At 37.1% G+C, this 13,940-nt stretch carries 16 protein-coding genes; 11 read left to right on the top strand and 5 right to left on the bottom strand.

All coding sequences use genetic code 11. From position 1 onward, the window contains the following. Positions 1-165 precede the first annotated feature (165 nt). Positions 166-1,266, bottom strand: coding sequence for a Holliday junction branch migration DNA helicase RuvB (ruvB, locus tag VB732_RS30695; RefSeq protein ID WP_323234633.1), 1,101 nt, complete (start codon positions 1,264-1,266; stop codon positions 166-168). A 225-nt stretch (positions 1,267-1,491) separates the two neighbouring features. On the opposite strand from ruvB, the gene hisF reads away from it, so the two are divergent. The 4 genes from hisF to VB732_RS30715 all read left to right on the top strand — a co-directional run bounded on the left by hisF (position 1,492) and on the right by VB732_RS30715 (position 4,103). Beyond that, positions 1,492-2,265 carry an imidazole glycerol phosphate synthase subunit HisF gene (gene hisF, locus VB732_RS30700; protein ID WP_323234634.1) on the top strand — a complete coding sequence of 258 codons (774 nt, stop codon included), beginning with the start codon at positions 1,492-1,494 and terminating at the stop codon, positions 2,263-2,265. 99 nt (positions 2,266-2,364) lie between these two features. Further along, positions 2,365-2,559 (top strand): hypothetical protein, encoded by a 195-nt coding sequence (locus VB732_RS30705; RefSeq protein ID WP_100901219.1) that lies wholly within the window; start codon positions 2,365-2,367, stop codon positions 2,557-2,559. 486 nt (positions 2,560-3,045) lie between these two features. Beyond that, entirely contained in the window at positions 3,046-3,852 is an 807-nt protein-coding gene (locus tag VB732_RS30710) for a site-specific integrase (RefSeq protein ID WP_323234635.1), read from the top strand. Between the two features lie 17 nt (positions 3,853-3,869). Continuing rightward, positions 3,870-4,103, top strand: coding sequence for a hypothetical protein (locus VB732_RS30715; protein WP_323234636.1), 234 nt, complete (start codon positions 3,870-3,872; stop codon positions 4,101-4,103). A 94-nt stretch (positions 4,104-4,197) separates the two neighbouring features. On the opposite strand, the gene VB732_RS30720 is transcribed toward VB732_RS30715, so the two are convergent. Further along, positions 4,198-4,353: a hypothetical protein gene (locus tag VB732_RS30720; protein WP_323234637.1), complete on the bottom strand. Its 156-nt coding sequence runs from the start codon at positions 4,351-4,353 to the stop codon at positions 4,198-4,200. 579 nt (positions 4,354-4,932) lie between these two features. Here VB732_RS30720 and VB732_RS30725 point away from each other — a divergent pair. Then, a complete protein-coding gene (locus tag VB732_RS30725) occupies positions 4,933-5,469 on the top strand; it encodes a hypothetical protein (RefSeq protein ID WP_323234638.1) in 537 nt (178 codons plus the stop codon). Between the two features lie 707 nt (positions 5,470-6,176). On the opposite strand, the gene VB732_RS30730 is transcribed toward VB732_RS30725, so the two are convergent. The 3 genes from VB732_RS30730 to VB732_RS30740 all read right to left on the bottom strand — a co-directional run bounded on the left by VB732_RS30730 (position 6,177) and on the right by VB732_RS30740 (position 8,779). Then, positions 6,177-7,739 (bottom strand): hypothetical protein, encoded by a 1,563-nt coding sequence (locus VB732_RS30730; protein ID WP_323234639.1) that lies wholly within the window; start codon positions 7,737-7,739, stop codon positions 6,177-6,179. A 22-nt stretch (positions 7,740-7,761) separates the two neighbouring features. Next, positions 7,762-8,526, bottom strand: a complete 765-nt coding sequence (locus VB732_RS30735) for a phage regulatory protein/antirepressor Ant (RefSeq protein WP_323234640.1) — start codon at positions 8,524-8,526, stop codon at positions 7,762-7,764. Between the two features lie 85 nt (positions 8,527-8,611). Further along, positions 8,612-8,779: a hypothetical protein gene (locus VB732_RS30740; RefSeq protein ID WP_323234641.1), complete on the bottom strand. Its 168-nt coding sequence runs from the start codon at positions 8,777-8,779 to the stop codon at positions 8,612-8,614. Positions 8,780-9,319: 540 nt separating this feature from the next. Between VB732_RS30740 and VB732_RS30745 the strand changes: the two genes are divergently transcribed. From VB732_RS30745 to VB732_RS30770, 6 genes are all read left to right on the top strand, one after another. Next, entirely contained in the window at positions 9,320-9,688 is a 369-nt protein-coding gene (locus VB732_RS30745) for a hypothetical protein (protein ID WP_323234642.1), read from the top strand. 39 nt (positions 9,689-9,727) lie between these two features. Next, positions 9,728-10,093 carry a capsid cement protein gene (locus tag VB732_RS30750; RefSeq protein ID WP_323234643.1) on the top strand — a complete coding sequence of 122 codons (366 nt, stop codon included), beginning with the start codon at positions 9,728-9,730 and terminating at the stop codon, positions 10,091-10,093. A gap of 27 nt (positions 10,094-10,120) precedes the next feature. Then, the gene (locus tag VB732_RS30755; RefSeq protein WP_323234644.1) at positions 10,121-11,194 is read left to right on the top strand and encodes a hypothetical protein; all 1,074 of its coding nucleotides are present in this window, start codon (positions 10,121-10,123) and stop codon (positions 11,192-11,194) included. Positions 11,195-11,231: 37 nt separating this feature from the next. Continuing rightward, a complete protein-coding gene (locus tag VB732_RS30760; RefSeq protein ID WP_323234645.1) occupies positions 11,232-11,873 on the top strand; it encodes a hypothetical protein in 642 nt (213 codons plus the stop codon). A 7-nt stretch (positions 11,874-11,880) separates the two neighbouring features. Continuing rightward, on the top strand, positions 11,881-12,918 hold the full coding sequence (locus VB732_RS30765; protein WP_323234646.1) for a hypothetical protein: 1,038 nt from the start codon (positions 11,881-11,883) through the stop codon (positions 12,916-12,918). Beyond that, positions 12,918-13,940: hypothetical protein (locus VB732_RS30770; RefSeq protein WP_323234647.1), on the top strand; the 1,023-nt coding region annotated here is incomplete at its 3' end. The genes VB732_RS30765 and VB732_RS30770, both read left to right, overlap by 1 nt.

Here is a 13,940-nt window from a genome sequence, read left to right on the forward strand (position 1 = left end):
TTAATGGAGTTCAAAGACTCATTTTCAATCAATGCCCAATGCCCCTTAAGAGTGCTGAGTTCCGAGTTTCGAGTGCTGAGTGGGGCAGAGGGGAGAATAACTCTTAACTCCTAACTCTTAACTCAGCACTCAGCACTCAGCACTGTTATTGCCCCATGCCCATAATTACAATAGTGACAACTGTTCATTAGGCGGCGTAAATCCCAAATGCTTGTATGCTGCCTTAGTCGCCATCCTTCCACGATGAGTCCGAGTTAAATACCCAATCTGCATCAGGTAAGGTTCATATACCTCTTCAATTGTTTGGGTATCTTCACCCGTCGCTGCTGCCATTGTTTCTAACCCCACTGGCCCACCATTAAATTGTTCAATTAACACACTTAGCATCTGACGGTCTGTCCAATCTAAACCGCATGGATCTACTTGGAATAGTTGCAATGCCTCAGATGCAATGCTTTCATTAATCTCTCCCGATGACTTTACTTCTGCATAATCACGGACTCTTTTAAGTAGCCTATTAGCAATCCGTGGTGTTCCGCGCGAACGACGGGCAATTTCTGTGGCACCATCTTCTGTAATAGGGGTTTTAAGTAATTGAGCTGTTCGCAGTACAATTTGAGTCAGTTCGTCAACTTCGTAAAATCGTAGTTTTTGAATCAAACCGAAGCGATCGCGCAGTGGTGAAGTTAAAGCACCGACACGGGTTGTAGCACCCACTAGGGTAAACTTTGATAGCGGCAAACTTCTAATTCGAGCGCTAGAACCCTTACCAATAGTAATATCTAAGCGATAATCTTCCATCGCCGGATAGAGAATTTCCTCCGTCATCCGCGAGAGGCGATGAATTTCATCCACAAATAAAATATCACCTGGTTTCATATTCACCAGTAGCCCGACAATATCCCGTGGGCGTTCTAGGGCAGGCGCACTGGTAATTTTGTAATTTACCCCCATTTCCGATGCTAAAATCATTGCCATTGTGGTTTTTCCCAATCCCGGCGGCCCGTACAGCAGCAAGTGATCCAGCACCTCACCACGAGACTTGGCTGCTTTGATGGCAATATCTAGCACATCCTTTAAATCTTTTTGCCCAATGTAATCAGCAAATCGATGTGGTCGAATACCCTCTTCCTGCTGTTCTTGTTCATCAATAGCAGCTTCAGGCTTCAAAATATTTTCTGTGGATGGTGCTTTCACAGACTCTCGAAGCTGCTTTGGTTCTCCGTTGGGTTCTGGAGGCTGTTTTTTCGAGGAGATTATCGCCATAATTCAGCTATCTACTTTATAAGGGACTAGGGAGTGGGGAGCAGGGAGTGGGGAGCAGGGAGTGGGGAGCAGGGAGCAGAGTTTTCCCCCCTGCCCCCCGCGCCCTGCTCCTCTGCCTCTTCCCCATGCGCCATGCCCCATGCTCGTGAAAATTTTCGTTTGGAAATACCCGCGCCAATTTAAAATTTAAATTCCGGTCAATTACCCAGAAGTACAAAAGTTATTATGTTATCTAAAAGAATCTTACCGTGCTTAGATGTGAAGGCGGGACGGGTTGTAAAAGGAGTTAACTTTGTCAATCTCCAAGATGCAGGCGATCCGGTAGAACTGGCCAAGGTTTACAACGAAGCCGGTGCTGATGAGTTAGTATTTCTGGATATTACAGCTACTCATGAAGACCGAGCGACAATTTTAGATGTGGTCTACCGAACTGCTGAACAGGTCTTTATTCCATTGACTGTGGGTGGTGGCATTCAATCCTTAGAAAATGTTAAAGCTTTGTTACGAGCCGGCGCTGATAAGGTTAGTATTAATTCTGCGGCGGTGCGCGATCCAGACTTGATTAATCGGGCGAGCGATCGCTTCGGTAATCAGTGCATAGTTGTTGCAATTGATGCCAGACGCAGAAACAACCCGGAGAATCCAGGTTGGGATGTGTATGTGCGGGGTGGCAGGGAAAATACAGGTTTAGATGCTCTACTGTGGGCACAAGATGTTGAAAAACGGGGAGCTGGCGAACTTTTAGTAACAAGCATGGATGCGGATGGAACCCAAGCCGGGTATGACATTGAGATTACACGGGCTATTGCAAACGCCGTAGAAATTCCAGTTATTGCTTCTGGTGGAGCAGGTAATTGTGAACATATTTACACTGCCCTGACTGAAGGAAAAGCTGAAGCGGCATTACTCGCGTCTTTGTTACATTACGGACAATTGAGTGTAGCAGAAATAAAAAATTATTTGCGCGATCGCAATGTGCCAGTAAGAACATTATCTTGATCCATAAATTATTAATGAATGACAACTATCTGCGGTTAGACACACTTCTCAAAAAGGGTGTTAATATTATTTTACAAGTATTAACAAATATTAAAAAATATGTTGCTTCCTATTTTACTTTTTGATGTAGCCCTGGTAGCGTGGTCGCTGCACTTAATGGAAAGAGCCTACGAGAGTAAAGAATTTTCTCTAATGTTGGCTGGTACATTGGTTGCTCTGGCTGCTGCTGCTATGTTAGTAGTTTACTTTTTAATGGGGCACTGTATGACCTATTTGTTGCAAGTCTCGTTGTGATTGGGTGCTAGCTGAGATATTTAAAATTTACTTTTCATAAAAGCTTGACAAAGTATTAAACATTAAGCCATTATATATAATGGATTTCAAGGGGTTATAGCGCAGTTGGTAGCGCACCTCAATGGCATTGAGGGCAAAAACCCTAGAAAGCTTATTCTTACGTTAGTTTAATATAAGTTGTCTTAGTGCATTTGCATAAATTTGCATAAGACAATGCGAGAACTAAGGGTCAGAAAGAATGGTAATAGCTGTCTACTTAGATGGACTTACCAAGATGAAAGCTATTCACTAAGTTGGGGACGCTGGGATAACCTTGAAGAGAGGGCTAGAGTATCCTATTGCGCTAAATTAGTGTATCAAGACTGCCTAGTAGGTCAATTTGATCACACCCTCAATAAATACAATCTTTGGTTACAGGGTATAACCTATTCAGGGAATGGTAGCGGAGTTAAGCCTCCTGAGTCCAGGTTCCCTCCTCTAATTGAGATGTTGCAGCAGAGGATAGAGTATAGATATAACTCTGCTGATGTAGGTTTACTGGGGTCTTTGAAGGCATATAAAAAGCTTATTAAAACCTCAGCAGATGCTAAGGCATTCATGAAGTGGTTAACTGAAATTAGAAAGTTAGCTCCTAGTTCTAAAAAAAGGTATTTAGCTATTCTCCAAACATTACGAAGAGATTTATTTGGAGACATAAAAGTTAGGGCGGGTCAGAAACCTAAAGCTAAACCTTTTACAAAAGTAGAAGTTACACAAATATTAAATCATCTTAAAGAGGATAAGCATTACTCCCATTACCACGACTTTATCCTATTGTTATTCAATACTGGAACTAGAACTTCTGAGGCTATTGGGCTGCTCTGGAGAGATGTAGATTTAGTTAAAAGGGAACTGCATATCTATGAAACTTTAGGTCGCTACAAGGGTCAGACAAATGTACGAGAGAGACGAACTACTAAGAATACTAAATATAGGGTAGTTCCAGTAAATAATGCGGTTTACAAAATGCTAATTAGAAGACCTAAAGGTAAGGTTGAAGATTTGGTTTTTAATTCTCCAACAGGTTTATGCATAGATGACCATAATGTTTCTCAAAGGTGTTGGAAAATTACCCTCAAGACCTTAGGTATCCCGCATAGAAATCTATATCAAACTAGGCACACTTTTGCTTCCCATTGCATTGATAGTGGAATGACTATTCAGGAGACTGCTGCTATCACAGGGCATAACATTAAGGTGCTTTATGAGCATTATCTAGGCTCAGTTAAAAAACCTACGCTACCTGAACTTTAATAAAGAGGAATAATCAAATGCAAACTCCAATCTTTAAACTGATAGAAGAAGAGTTGATTTCCTGCAAAGAGAAGATAGACTCATTTATAAAGACTCTTCATGAGATAGATGTCCACTTTCCAGACAAACCTGAACTTGCATTACGGTTAGCTCAAGTAATAATAAAGGAAGAGGATTCACGTTATATTATTGAAAAATTAATTAAACTCCAGTGGAGGGTTAACGTGGGAAACTTTGAAGAGGATAAATGAGGCTAACTTAGAGAAATAATAACCGGATGAGTTAGCTAATCTTGTAGCTAACTCATCCGGTTATCTTGATATGAAGGGGCTAATGGCTAGTTAGCTACTCCTGTGCCACCTTTTCTATCAACTCATCAACCTTAAGCAATACCGGACTGTAATAGATATGCTGGTCAGGTAGAGATGCTTGAAGCATAAGATTATTAATTAATTGGCGCTGTATCTCTAATATTTCTTTGAGAATTTCCCTATCAGTCATAAGTACACGCCTGCTTAATCAAGTACCCGCCTACCCTAAATCATCAAGCTAACTAACGTATGTGACTTAAATCACTACGGCTAGCTAAATTAAAAAACACCCTGCACAGGATGCCTTATTGCGATCGCTCACCACTAAAGTAAACTGGTTCTGTCAACAGAGAAGTAGTTAACTCCATCTACAAAGCCCATGAAGGCATGGTAACTGTAAACATAGAGATTACATCGTTTAGGTAAACTTGACCCTGTAGAGAGGCACTGCGGGTAAGTTGGGGGTAGGTAGTATGGTTTAGCTTGTAGAAAGGATTGAGTGTAGATGATGGATATTTAGTTAGCTATAGTGGTGGCTGCTAGGATGCGATCGCTAACAGCTTCTCCTACCGCAGAATCAGTTTATCTACCTATATACTCCCATTAACCAAATCTCTATCTCTACACACCTCCACCATGTATTTAGATGCGGCGTTAAATAAAGGTCTTCTCATACTCAATTAACATATTAATTTTTTATACCCCCAGTTTACCAATCATATAGAGTAAATGGTAGACTGGATGTATATAATGTTTCTTTTAAACCTACATGAAAACACTAGTAGTCGCTTTGTTAACCTTGAGTTTGCTAAGTAATAGTACAGTTACCCAAGCCAAACCTAATACCTGTGCAAATATAAAAGAAGAGATTCCTTCTAAGAAAACTGTAGTTAGAAGTTTTCTTAAGTTTAATATTAGAATGAAACTACCTGTCAATACCCGCACTATGCCTTGGGAAAATGGGGGCATTCTAATTGTAGATAATGGTACTTATAAATATCTACAATGTGCAGAAGGTAATCCTCATGCTTTAGGTAAAGGTATCTTTGGGGTTTTAATTAGCAAAGGGACAAAAACCTATGATGTTAATAAAGAGATACCCAATAAACCTTTAAGGTATATTGTAGCCACAGAAGATTTACAAGAAATAGCTTTAAGGCTAGTGTTTTACAATAACACTGTGACAGACATAAAACAAATTGGGGAAGGAAGTTTTGGGAGAACTAAAGAAGAGGCAGTAGAAGAAGTCAAAGATTTATTAGAAATAGAAAAGACTGTAACTGCTATTTCACATAGCACTCCTTGATATTAGTATGATGAAATCTGGGGGTTTAGGAAAAAAGTTGTAAGACTTTTTGGTGGCTGTAATCTTTACTGGGTAAGGCTTGTAAGCTATCTACTATACTAATAATGCATGAATTTAGTTATAGTTAACTTATTACTCTTTACTAAACTAATCTAGGACATTAGATAACTTAGTGTTCTGTATTGCTGATTTGTAGCATTGATTGTCATTAGTTAGAATAGATAGCTGAATTTTAGGCTGAAAAGCTAACCCTAGTATAGTTATCTAAGTGCATTAAATGTATAGAATTTAACCTAGAAAAAAGTTGTAGTAAGTTGAAATGGCTGTAGACCTTGTTACCTATAGGTTGTAATCTAAGTATATATATTAATAATAATGCATGATAGATAGTTTGGTTAACTGATTACTCTATGCTTGCTTTAGTAGAGAATTGGAATACTCTTGTTTGTACTTTGCTATGTTGATTATCTTGTTTGGTTTACTTCTTACAGATAGCTGAATTTTAGGCTGAAAAGCTAACCCTCACTATAGCGGTTACTTATTGTAGTTGACCAATCTATTCCTCTATACCCAATTTTCCTTTAGCTAGGTGCAGTTTTAGGTTGCTTGGTGGAAAGTTAACTGAAGTGCTTTCTTGACTCTTGCTATTAAATGAAAAAAAGGGTAGCTGAATTAGCTACCCCTATAAGTTTTGTTAGATTTAGTTTTTAGTAAACTTCAAATTCTAGTAGAGAATCTGGAAACTCTAGAGCTAACCAGCTAGCCAATCTTTCTTTAATTTCCTCAACTTTAGAAGGTTCAACCTCTACACTCAAACCATCGTAAGAATAGGTGAGGATGTTTTCATCTATCTGTTCACCAATCATTCTCTGTATAATAAGTTGTTCAGCACCCTGAGCTAGGTGAGATAACAGCTTGGCCCCAATCTTTGAATTGTTAACTTTACCTTTCTTGACTTCACTTCTGTACTCACTGGTTTCCTTCTTGAGGTTAAACCTTAAATCCAAGGCATTTGTATGAATAACCTTCTCAATTTCACCAGCTTCAATCTTGTCAATGGTGTAGTTAGCTAACCATTCATCTCTAAGCTCTACAAGGGGCTTTAGAATACCTTCAAAGCAACTATTAACCATTTCCTTGGTTACAGTGAATCTATAACCTAGTTTCTTTTCAGCTTTCTGAGTGGCTAGAAAAGGAAGCTCACTTATTTTGGCTCCAAAACAGAAACCATAAATGACTACTTTCTTAACTTCTTTAGGTAAGGTAGTAGGCCCTATATGCTTCCAAATACTATCAGTCTTAATAATACTTAGAATCTGTTCCTTAGTTTCTGAGGCTTGCAAGATATCACAAAGAATAATTAACTGAGCACACTTTAAGTCCATTTCCATAACCTTGTTGGCTTTGTTGGTTGGCTTAACATAGTGCTTTCTAATTTTACTTGTTAGAGCCATAGGCCCACCTGATGTATGTAGTCTTCCAGGCTCTTGAATGTAGAATTTACCATGATACTGAGGTTCATTAGTTTCCTGGATATCATCTAGAGCGCTTCCTAAAGCCTCCTCTTGGTCTGTACTTAAATCAAGACTTCTATTAAATTTTCTACCTTCTCTTGACCTAAATAACTTCAAGTCAAATACAAATTTAGAATCCCTTAACTTCTCCCAAGCTTTTTTAGTTACTTCAGGAAGTTGATTAGACCTTAAACATCTACCACCCCAAGCAGCAGGCTTTAACCCAACATTAAGGTCAGGTTTAGCAAATGCTAACTCATCATCTTCCCCATTTATCAACTTAGTCAATTCTTCTTTAATTTCCTCCATTAGTTCCTCTCCAAGCATAAACCTGCGACAATAACCTTCTCCATGCCCTGTAACACTAATAAAATCAAATAAAGGGTCTATAGTTTCTTTTGTAACAGTTGCCATATATTTTTTAAATTTAAGTTTAGTCTTATAATCTTCTACTGAGAAGGGAGTCATTAGGGCAAACAAGTACTCAACTGGTATTTGTAAATAATCATTAGGCTCATTATCTTGTGCTTTCTGGTTTCTAACTCTTAACAAGGAGTATACATAGGCTACTTGCTGGTTAGTAGGAGCTTTACCTATTAACTTTTCTAAAGCTTTAGCTACCAATCTACCCTTCATCTTTTGGGTAATCTTAAGCTGGTACTTATCAATCTTTTTAATAAAATCTTCCATATTCAGTTTTTTATTTAGTTTTAGTGAGAAAAGGAGCAGGTAAATTCTGGAGAGATGAAGCATCATAATTACTTCTCTCCCTTTGGTCTTAGGCTACCAAAGCTGCTGTATTTGTAGTAGGACTATCAGAAGGAATAGTATAGCCAGCTTTCTTTAGGTGCTTCATGATAAAGCTATAACCCTTAAAGGTGCAAACACAGACTGAGTAGTTTCTATTTCTTTTAAAGTCATACTTTTGTACAGTTCTTAAGTAACCGTCATTTACCAAAGTAGACTTAGGAATATTGCAACCTTGATTATCATAGAAAACAAAACCTTTATCCCTAAGAAATTTAAATAAGTTGTTAGGCCCCATACCAGGGATAGCTAAATTCTTAGCCACAGCAGCAATACTCATTGTCCCATCAGTATCACAAAGTCTAGTCCAACTTTCAGCTTTAGGTCTAAGTTGAGCAGCCTCCAATGCTAACTGCTGCTTCTCTTCCTCAACCGCTACTAATGCTTTCAATGCAGTTAAGTAATCAGTAGGTAATTGAGGTTGGGCAGCCTTTTCTCTAGCCCCCTTAAATGCTTTAACTAAATTAATCTTTGCTTGTCTAGCTTCAGGAGTATTCTTAACAAAGGTTAGAAGTAAATAACACTGGTCTTCATTTAGGTAATAGAATTCAGCATACCCAAGAGTTCCAACTACCCCTGCGTTTGAAACGGAAAGGTTACCAAAGCCTTCAAAGTCAGCTTGATAAGTTTTGATTAGCTCTTTTAGATTCTTATGTTGGATACCCAACTCAGTCGCCACCAATCTTGAATCTACTACTAAGGAGCTATCAATGGTTTGAATATTTAAGTTAGTCATATAATTGTAAGAAGTATTATTTTAAAATTTATTTGAGTAATTTATTTAGCCAGCCCTTTTATAAGAGCTGGTTTTATTTATAGGATTAAGTTAAAGAAGAAGAGAAAGGGTGACTCTCATACTCAGCTAAATAAAGCTGAACTGCCTTTCTGATAATGTCACTTTTGTCAAGTCCTTCAAACTCAGCTACTTTTTCAAGCTTGGAATTGTGACCTGCAAATAATCTGATTGAAGTAATTTTATCTAGTTTCATAAGTTTTAATCTCTGTGTTCGCTTATACATCTATTATATTCTGTTCCATAACTAATGGCCATAGCTAAAGTTGTATTAATTGAGCAGTATAAATAATTTAGTTAACTGAAATTGAGCCGCCACTATTAATCTAGTAAAGAGAAGAAGACATAACATTCAATCCCTTTCTCTAAAACTATAAGAAGGAATAGACAGAAGACTTTAAAACTTGGTAACCTGTAATTCTTGATTAACTAACCATTGGACAACTCATTAGTTGTATTACCTGTGCTAACTTCAACTCTGAAGCGTTCAATATTAGTAAACTCTAGTAGATTGGTCTGAACTTACAATAGTCAGCACTAGAGTCAGCTAATAGTTAAGTCAGCTTAGAAATAGCCAGCTAATTCAGTCAGCTAATGATTCAGTAGGGTTAGAAAGTTGTAGCATTTGCAGTATAGTATCAGCGCAGTTAGATGCCATCTACTATGAAAATGACCCAGACTTCTTAATTAATATTCCTCTAAATGAAATACCACAACTACTACAAAAAGTTTAAATATGGATGAGCAAACACAAGAATTGGATTTAGGTTTAGAAACCTCCATTACCCCTCCCACTCCTGAGATTGATTATGAGGCTGCCTTAGCTCAAACTAAACCTGACTTTCAAAGAATGGTTAAACTTCTAGGGATAAAACCAACAGGTTCTTCTCAGGAAGAAGTAGTTGCAGATTTGTTAGCTAAACAGCAAGCTTTGGAAGCAGAATTAAGAGAAAATTTAGTTCCTAAAATACAGACTGCTTTACAGGCTGTTTTAGCAAAAAGCCCCAATACTAATGGTAACTCTGTGGTTACAAAACCTGGAGTATCTGTTAACAAGACTTCTACTGAAGAAGATCGCAAAGTGAAAGCTTGGCGTGGTTATTAAATAAACACAAGTAAATATAAATTACTAACAATTAAAATTATGCAAAACGTAGCTTACAACACAGTCCTTTATAGATTTATTAACTCATCTCATTTGGATGGTTCTATTGTTAACTTAGTGTGTGCAGTAGACATTCCTGAAGGTGCAGTAGTAGCTGTTAATAGTTCAGGTCAAGCAATCCTATGTACTGCTTCTCTTGAGCCTATAGGAGTGGCTAGATACTCTCGCAAGGCAGGTACAACTTTAGCAGTAGATAATGACTGCATTATTGAGAACAAAGGCACTTCATTAGCTCTTACACCTGGCGCTGCTGTATTCGCTGGTGCTGCTGGGATTGTTGCAGGTACAGGAACTAAGAAAGTTGGGATTGCTCTAACTGCTAATAAATTTAAAGTTTCTGTTTAATTCAAATAATTAATTATTTAAAAATATATGACTTACAACACTACTTTTTTTGGTGAACTTAGCTCTAATGATGCTGAGTTAGTAACAGTTGATAATCAATCTGTTGTATCTATCTTGAGAGAATTAGACCAGGATATGTTGTTCTATGGTGACATGAACTCTAGGTTCTTTGACCCACTAGTAGAAGCAATTAATACCCCTCAGAAAGTTGTCAAATATTATGATGGGGAAACTCTTGAAAGTTTAACTGAGTCAGCTAGACCTAGCTCTCGCTCTACTGTTTGGGATTACACCCAAGAAATTCCTTATGAAGAGTTTATGACTGCATTAACTCTTTCTTCTAGAGCAGTAAAACTGATGACTGGAGATGAGTTAGCTGGTTATGTACAAGCTAAATTAACCTCTTTTCAAAAAGCTAGGTTTAGTGCATTACGTCAAACCATTTTCACTAATACTAACAGAGTAATAATTGACTCTATTAACAAATATCAAACTACCAGTATTCCTTTCTACAACAGTGATAGTTCTGTTGCTGCACCTTCAGTTAATGGATATACTTTCCAAGCTGGAGATTTACAACACTATACTGCTGTTGCTAGTGCAGGTTCTCCCACTGTAGCTGAAATACGCACAAAGCTAATTGATAAAGTCAGACATCATGGTTACAAGCAATTAGAAATCTGGATTTCTGATTATGAATATTCTCTGGAAGCTTTGAGTGGGTTTGTACCAGCAGAAAACCAAATTGGACGCAACCTTGAAATTGCTACTGGTGGTGCTTCTAATGACAGAATGAGACAGCTATCACCTTGGGAAGGTTTGGTGGGTTTCATTAGCAATACTCCTATTATCAAAACACCTATAGTTCCTGTAGGTTATGCAATCTGTGTGGGTGTTGATGGTGGGGCTAACAAAACACCTTTCCTCAGCAGAATTCCTACTGTTGCTAGTTTAGCTGGATTACAAACTGATATTAAATCTAGCTTTGCTTTAGAGAACACGATCATGACTGATGGTTGGGGTTATGCACCTAACCATAGAGGTGCTGTAGCAGTTCTACAATTAAGTGCTACTAGTTACTCTATTCCCAGTAACCTTTAATTAAATTGGGGGGGTTAATCCCCTCCTATAAAACATTATGTTTGCAGATTTAGAAAGGTACAAAGCTTTAGAAAGAGATATAGTAAGAAGTTCAATAATAAATCAGTTTTCTGGTTTAGTATATGTCCCTGCATTAACCACATCATTTAGCTCTGCTTTACAAACCGCAGGTACTGTAACCATAAATGTTGATAACGCAAGCTGTACCTTGGGTGCAACTGATTACCCAGCATATTTTATACCAGGGTATATAGCTGAAGTAGCGTCATTAAGTAACGCTACAGTTGATTTAGGTAGTTTTAATTATGTAGACTTTCTTGATGATGAATATTTGGTAACCCATATAGAAACTAATCTATGGTATCCAAATAACTTTCCAGACAATATATGGGGTAGGTTAAGACAAAGCCCTTTTGGTGTTAGTTATTTCTTTCACATAGGTACATCTAAAGTATATAGCGGTACACTTTTATATCATTTAAGGAATGAGTCAGGTTTAATTACTGTAAGCATAGAGCAACGCTTTAAAAACAATCCAAGCTTTAATAACAATACAGATGTAGTAGTGCTTTCTTCAAGTCTTACTTATAGTAACTACACTCCTACCATTTTTTTAAATGGGTTAGATAAAAACACTATTATTAATTATGTTAAAAGATTCCCTAATAGATTAATTTAATAAAAATATGCCAGTATCAATTACTTGGAATGATTTTTTTAATAACTATATAAGAACCTCTCTTAATGATACAAGCACTAGTATTGTCGATATTAATAGAGCAAACTTATTAACCTTATTTGTTATATCTGACCTTCAAGCAAAAGGATTAGAAGATATACAAACCACCATATCTAGTAATGTGATTACTTCTATAGAAGCTAGCGTTATTGATGCTTGGAATCTAATAGGCTTTGGAGTCAAATATTATTATGTAAATGACCCAGTAGTTAAGTTTGATTCTAGTTCTGGTACATCTATTACTAGAGATAGAGAGTTAATTGAAAAAGCTCAAACAGATTACTTTTTACACTTAAGAGCCTATATTACAATTCATAAGTTAGCTACATTAACTGCTGCTCAATTCTGGACTCAACGTGATGTAATACAAGCTATAAGTAATGGTGCTTCTACTACTTGTTGTAAAGATACTTTAGAAGAAAAATTAGCAATTATTGAAGCTGAAAAGAATGCTAAGTTAGCTGAGATCGCCAGAGAAGAAGATAAAGAAATCACTCTACAAGATCAGAAAAGACTTACAGCTATTGAGTTAAAAGAAATTGATAGAAAGTACAAGTTAGAAGATAAAGAAGCCTTAAGGGAAAAGCCAGCTACCAATGGTATATGGACATCAGCAGGTCAATTTACCTACAGCTACTTAGTTGACTATGGGGTAGAGATGGAAGACACTGTGCCTATGTTCTCTGAAAAATTAGACAACACAGACTTTGGTATTCCAACGCTTATCCAAGCTCAGACTTACATTGGTCAGACTATTGATAATTCTAATTATAAAGAGATAAACATAGAAATAACTGCATCTGCAAATATTACCTACACTTTCAAAGCTTTAGTAGGTTTATCTTATGAAACAATAGGCGACCCAGTTACAGATAACAATCTTATTAAGAGATATTCATTAACCAATACCACAGCTTACAGAATTGAAATAACTGGTATGGAGCCTAACACTGAAATCTACATTGATGCGGAGGCTTTAAGCTAATGTCTTGTACAGGAATCTCAGTTCTATGGGCTGGGAATTGGACTAATAGTAAAGTATATAGAAAGAATCAAGGAGTTTTCTATAATGGTTCTAGCTATAGAGCCAATAAGACTACTACTGAAACACCATCAATTGAAGCTATAGATTGGGAGTTAATAGCCCAGTCAGCTAGCTCAGAAGCTAATTCTATTGGCTTAATTGATTTGACTGATGTAGAGCTTTCTAGCCCCAATGCAGGTGACATATTAATCTATGATTCAATCACTTCTACATGGGATAATCAACCTACTTCTAGTCTTGGTTTAGCTACTTCAACTGACTTAACTAATCACACTACTAATACCTCTAATCCACACTCTGTAACAGCTACTCAAGTGGGTAAAGATACTGCACAATGGAATGCTAATAAGATTAAAGGTGTTGAAATAGATGATACTAACAAAGCTAATGGTAAAATCCTTAAGTTTAATAGTACTTCTAACACTTTAGAATATGTAGATGACATAGCAGGAGGAGGTGGTGGAGGTGGAGAAGGTGAAGCTAATACTGCTTCTAATGTTGGTACTGATGGAGTTGGAATATTTAAACAAAAGAGTGGAGTTAACTTAGAATTTAAAAAGATTAATAGTGGCTCAAATAAAGTAACTATTACTAACGATACTAGTAACTCTGAAATAGATATTGATATTAATGAAACTAATTTAGCTGTAACAACTAACTTATCTAATCACGTTAGCAATACATCTAACCCTCACTCTGTTACTCCGTCTCAAGTTGGGAACTCTACTGCACAGTGGAATGCTAATAAATTACAAGGTGTAGATGTTCACACTACTACGCCTACTGATGGTCAAGTATTAGTCTATAGTTCTGCTAATAGTAGATATGAACCTGCTACCCCTTCTGGAGGGGGGTCTAGTATAGTTTTACAGACTAAACACATTCAAACTGTTGCTTTTAATAGTAATTTAGGAGTAGGAGGTAGCCCTAGTAATACTTGGTTTAGTACTAACTTAACCTTA

It is taken from the genome of Nostoc sp. UHCC 0252 (assembly GCF_034931145.1).
In the GTDB taxonomy this organism is placed as follows: domain Bacteria; phylum Cyanobacteriota; class Cyanobacteriia; order Cyanobacteriales; family Nostocaceae; genus Nostoc.

Coding starts and splice junctions, on each gene's coding strand:
- ruvB (WP_323234633.1), bottom strand. CDS start 1,266: ATGGCGATAATCTCCTCGAAAAAACAGCCTCCAGAACCCAACGGAGAA.
- hisF (WP_323234634.1), top strand. CDS start 1,492: ATGTTATCTAAAAGAATCTTACCGTGCTTAGATGTGAAGGCGGGACGG.
- VB732_RS30705 (WP_100901219.1), top strand. CDS start 2,365: ATGTTGCTTCCTATTTTACTTTTTGATGTAGCCCTGGTAGCGTGGTCG.
- VB732_RS30710 (WP_323234635.1), top strand. CDS start 3,046: ATGTTGCAGCAGAGGATAGAGTATAGATATAACTCTGCTGATGTAGGT.
- VB732_RS30715 (WP_323234636.1), top strand. CDS start 3,870: ATGCAAACTCCAATCTTTAAACTGATAGAAGAAGAGTTGATTTCCTGC.
- VB732_RS30720 (WP_323234637.1), bottom strand. CDS start 4,353: ATGACTGATAGGGAAATTCTCAAAGAAATATTAGAGATACAGCGCCAA.
- VB732_RS30725 (WP_323234638.1), top strand. CDS start 4,933: ATGAAAACACTAGTAGTCGCTTTGTTAACCTTGAGTTTGCTAAGTAAT.
- VB732_RS30730 (WP_323234639.1), bottom strand. CDS start 7,739: ATGATGCTTCATCTCTCCAGAATTTACCTGCTCCTTTTCTCACTAAAA.
- VB732_RS30735 (WP_323234640.1), bottom strand. CDS start 8,526: ATGACTAACTTAAATATTCAAACCATTGATAGCTCCTTAGTAGTAGAT.
- VB732_RS30740 (WP_323234641.1), bottom strand. CDS start 8,779: ATGAAACTAGATAAAATTACTTCAATCAGATTATTTGCAGGTCACAAT.
- VB732_RS30745 (WP_323234642.1), top strand. CDS start 9,320: ATGGATGAGCAAACACAAGAATTGGATTTAGGTTTAGAAACCTCCATT.
- VB732_RS30750 (WP_323234643.1), top strand. CDS start 9,728: ATGCAAAACGTAGCTTACAACACAGTCCTTTATAGATTTATTAACTCA.
- VB732_RS30755 (WP_323234644.1), top strand. CDS start 10,121: ATGACTTACAACACTACTTTTTTTGGTGAACTTAGCTCTAATGATGCT.
- VB732_RS30760 (WP_323234645.1), top strand. CDS start 11,232: ATGTTTGCAGATTTAGAAAGGTACAAAGCTTTAGAAAGAGATATAGTA.
- VB732_RS30765 (WP_323234646.1), top strand. CDS start 11,881: ATGCCAGTATCAATTACTTGGAATGATTTTTTTAATAACTATATAAGA.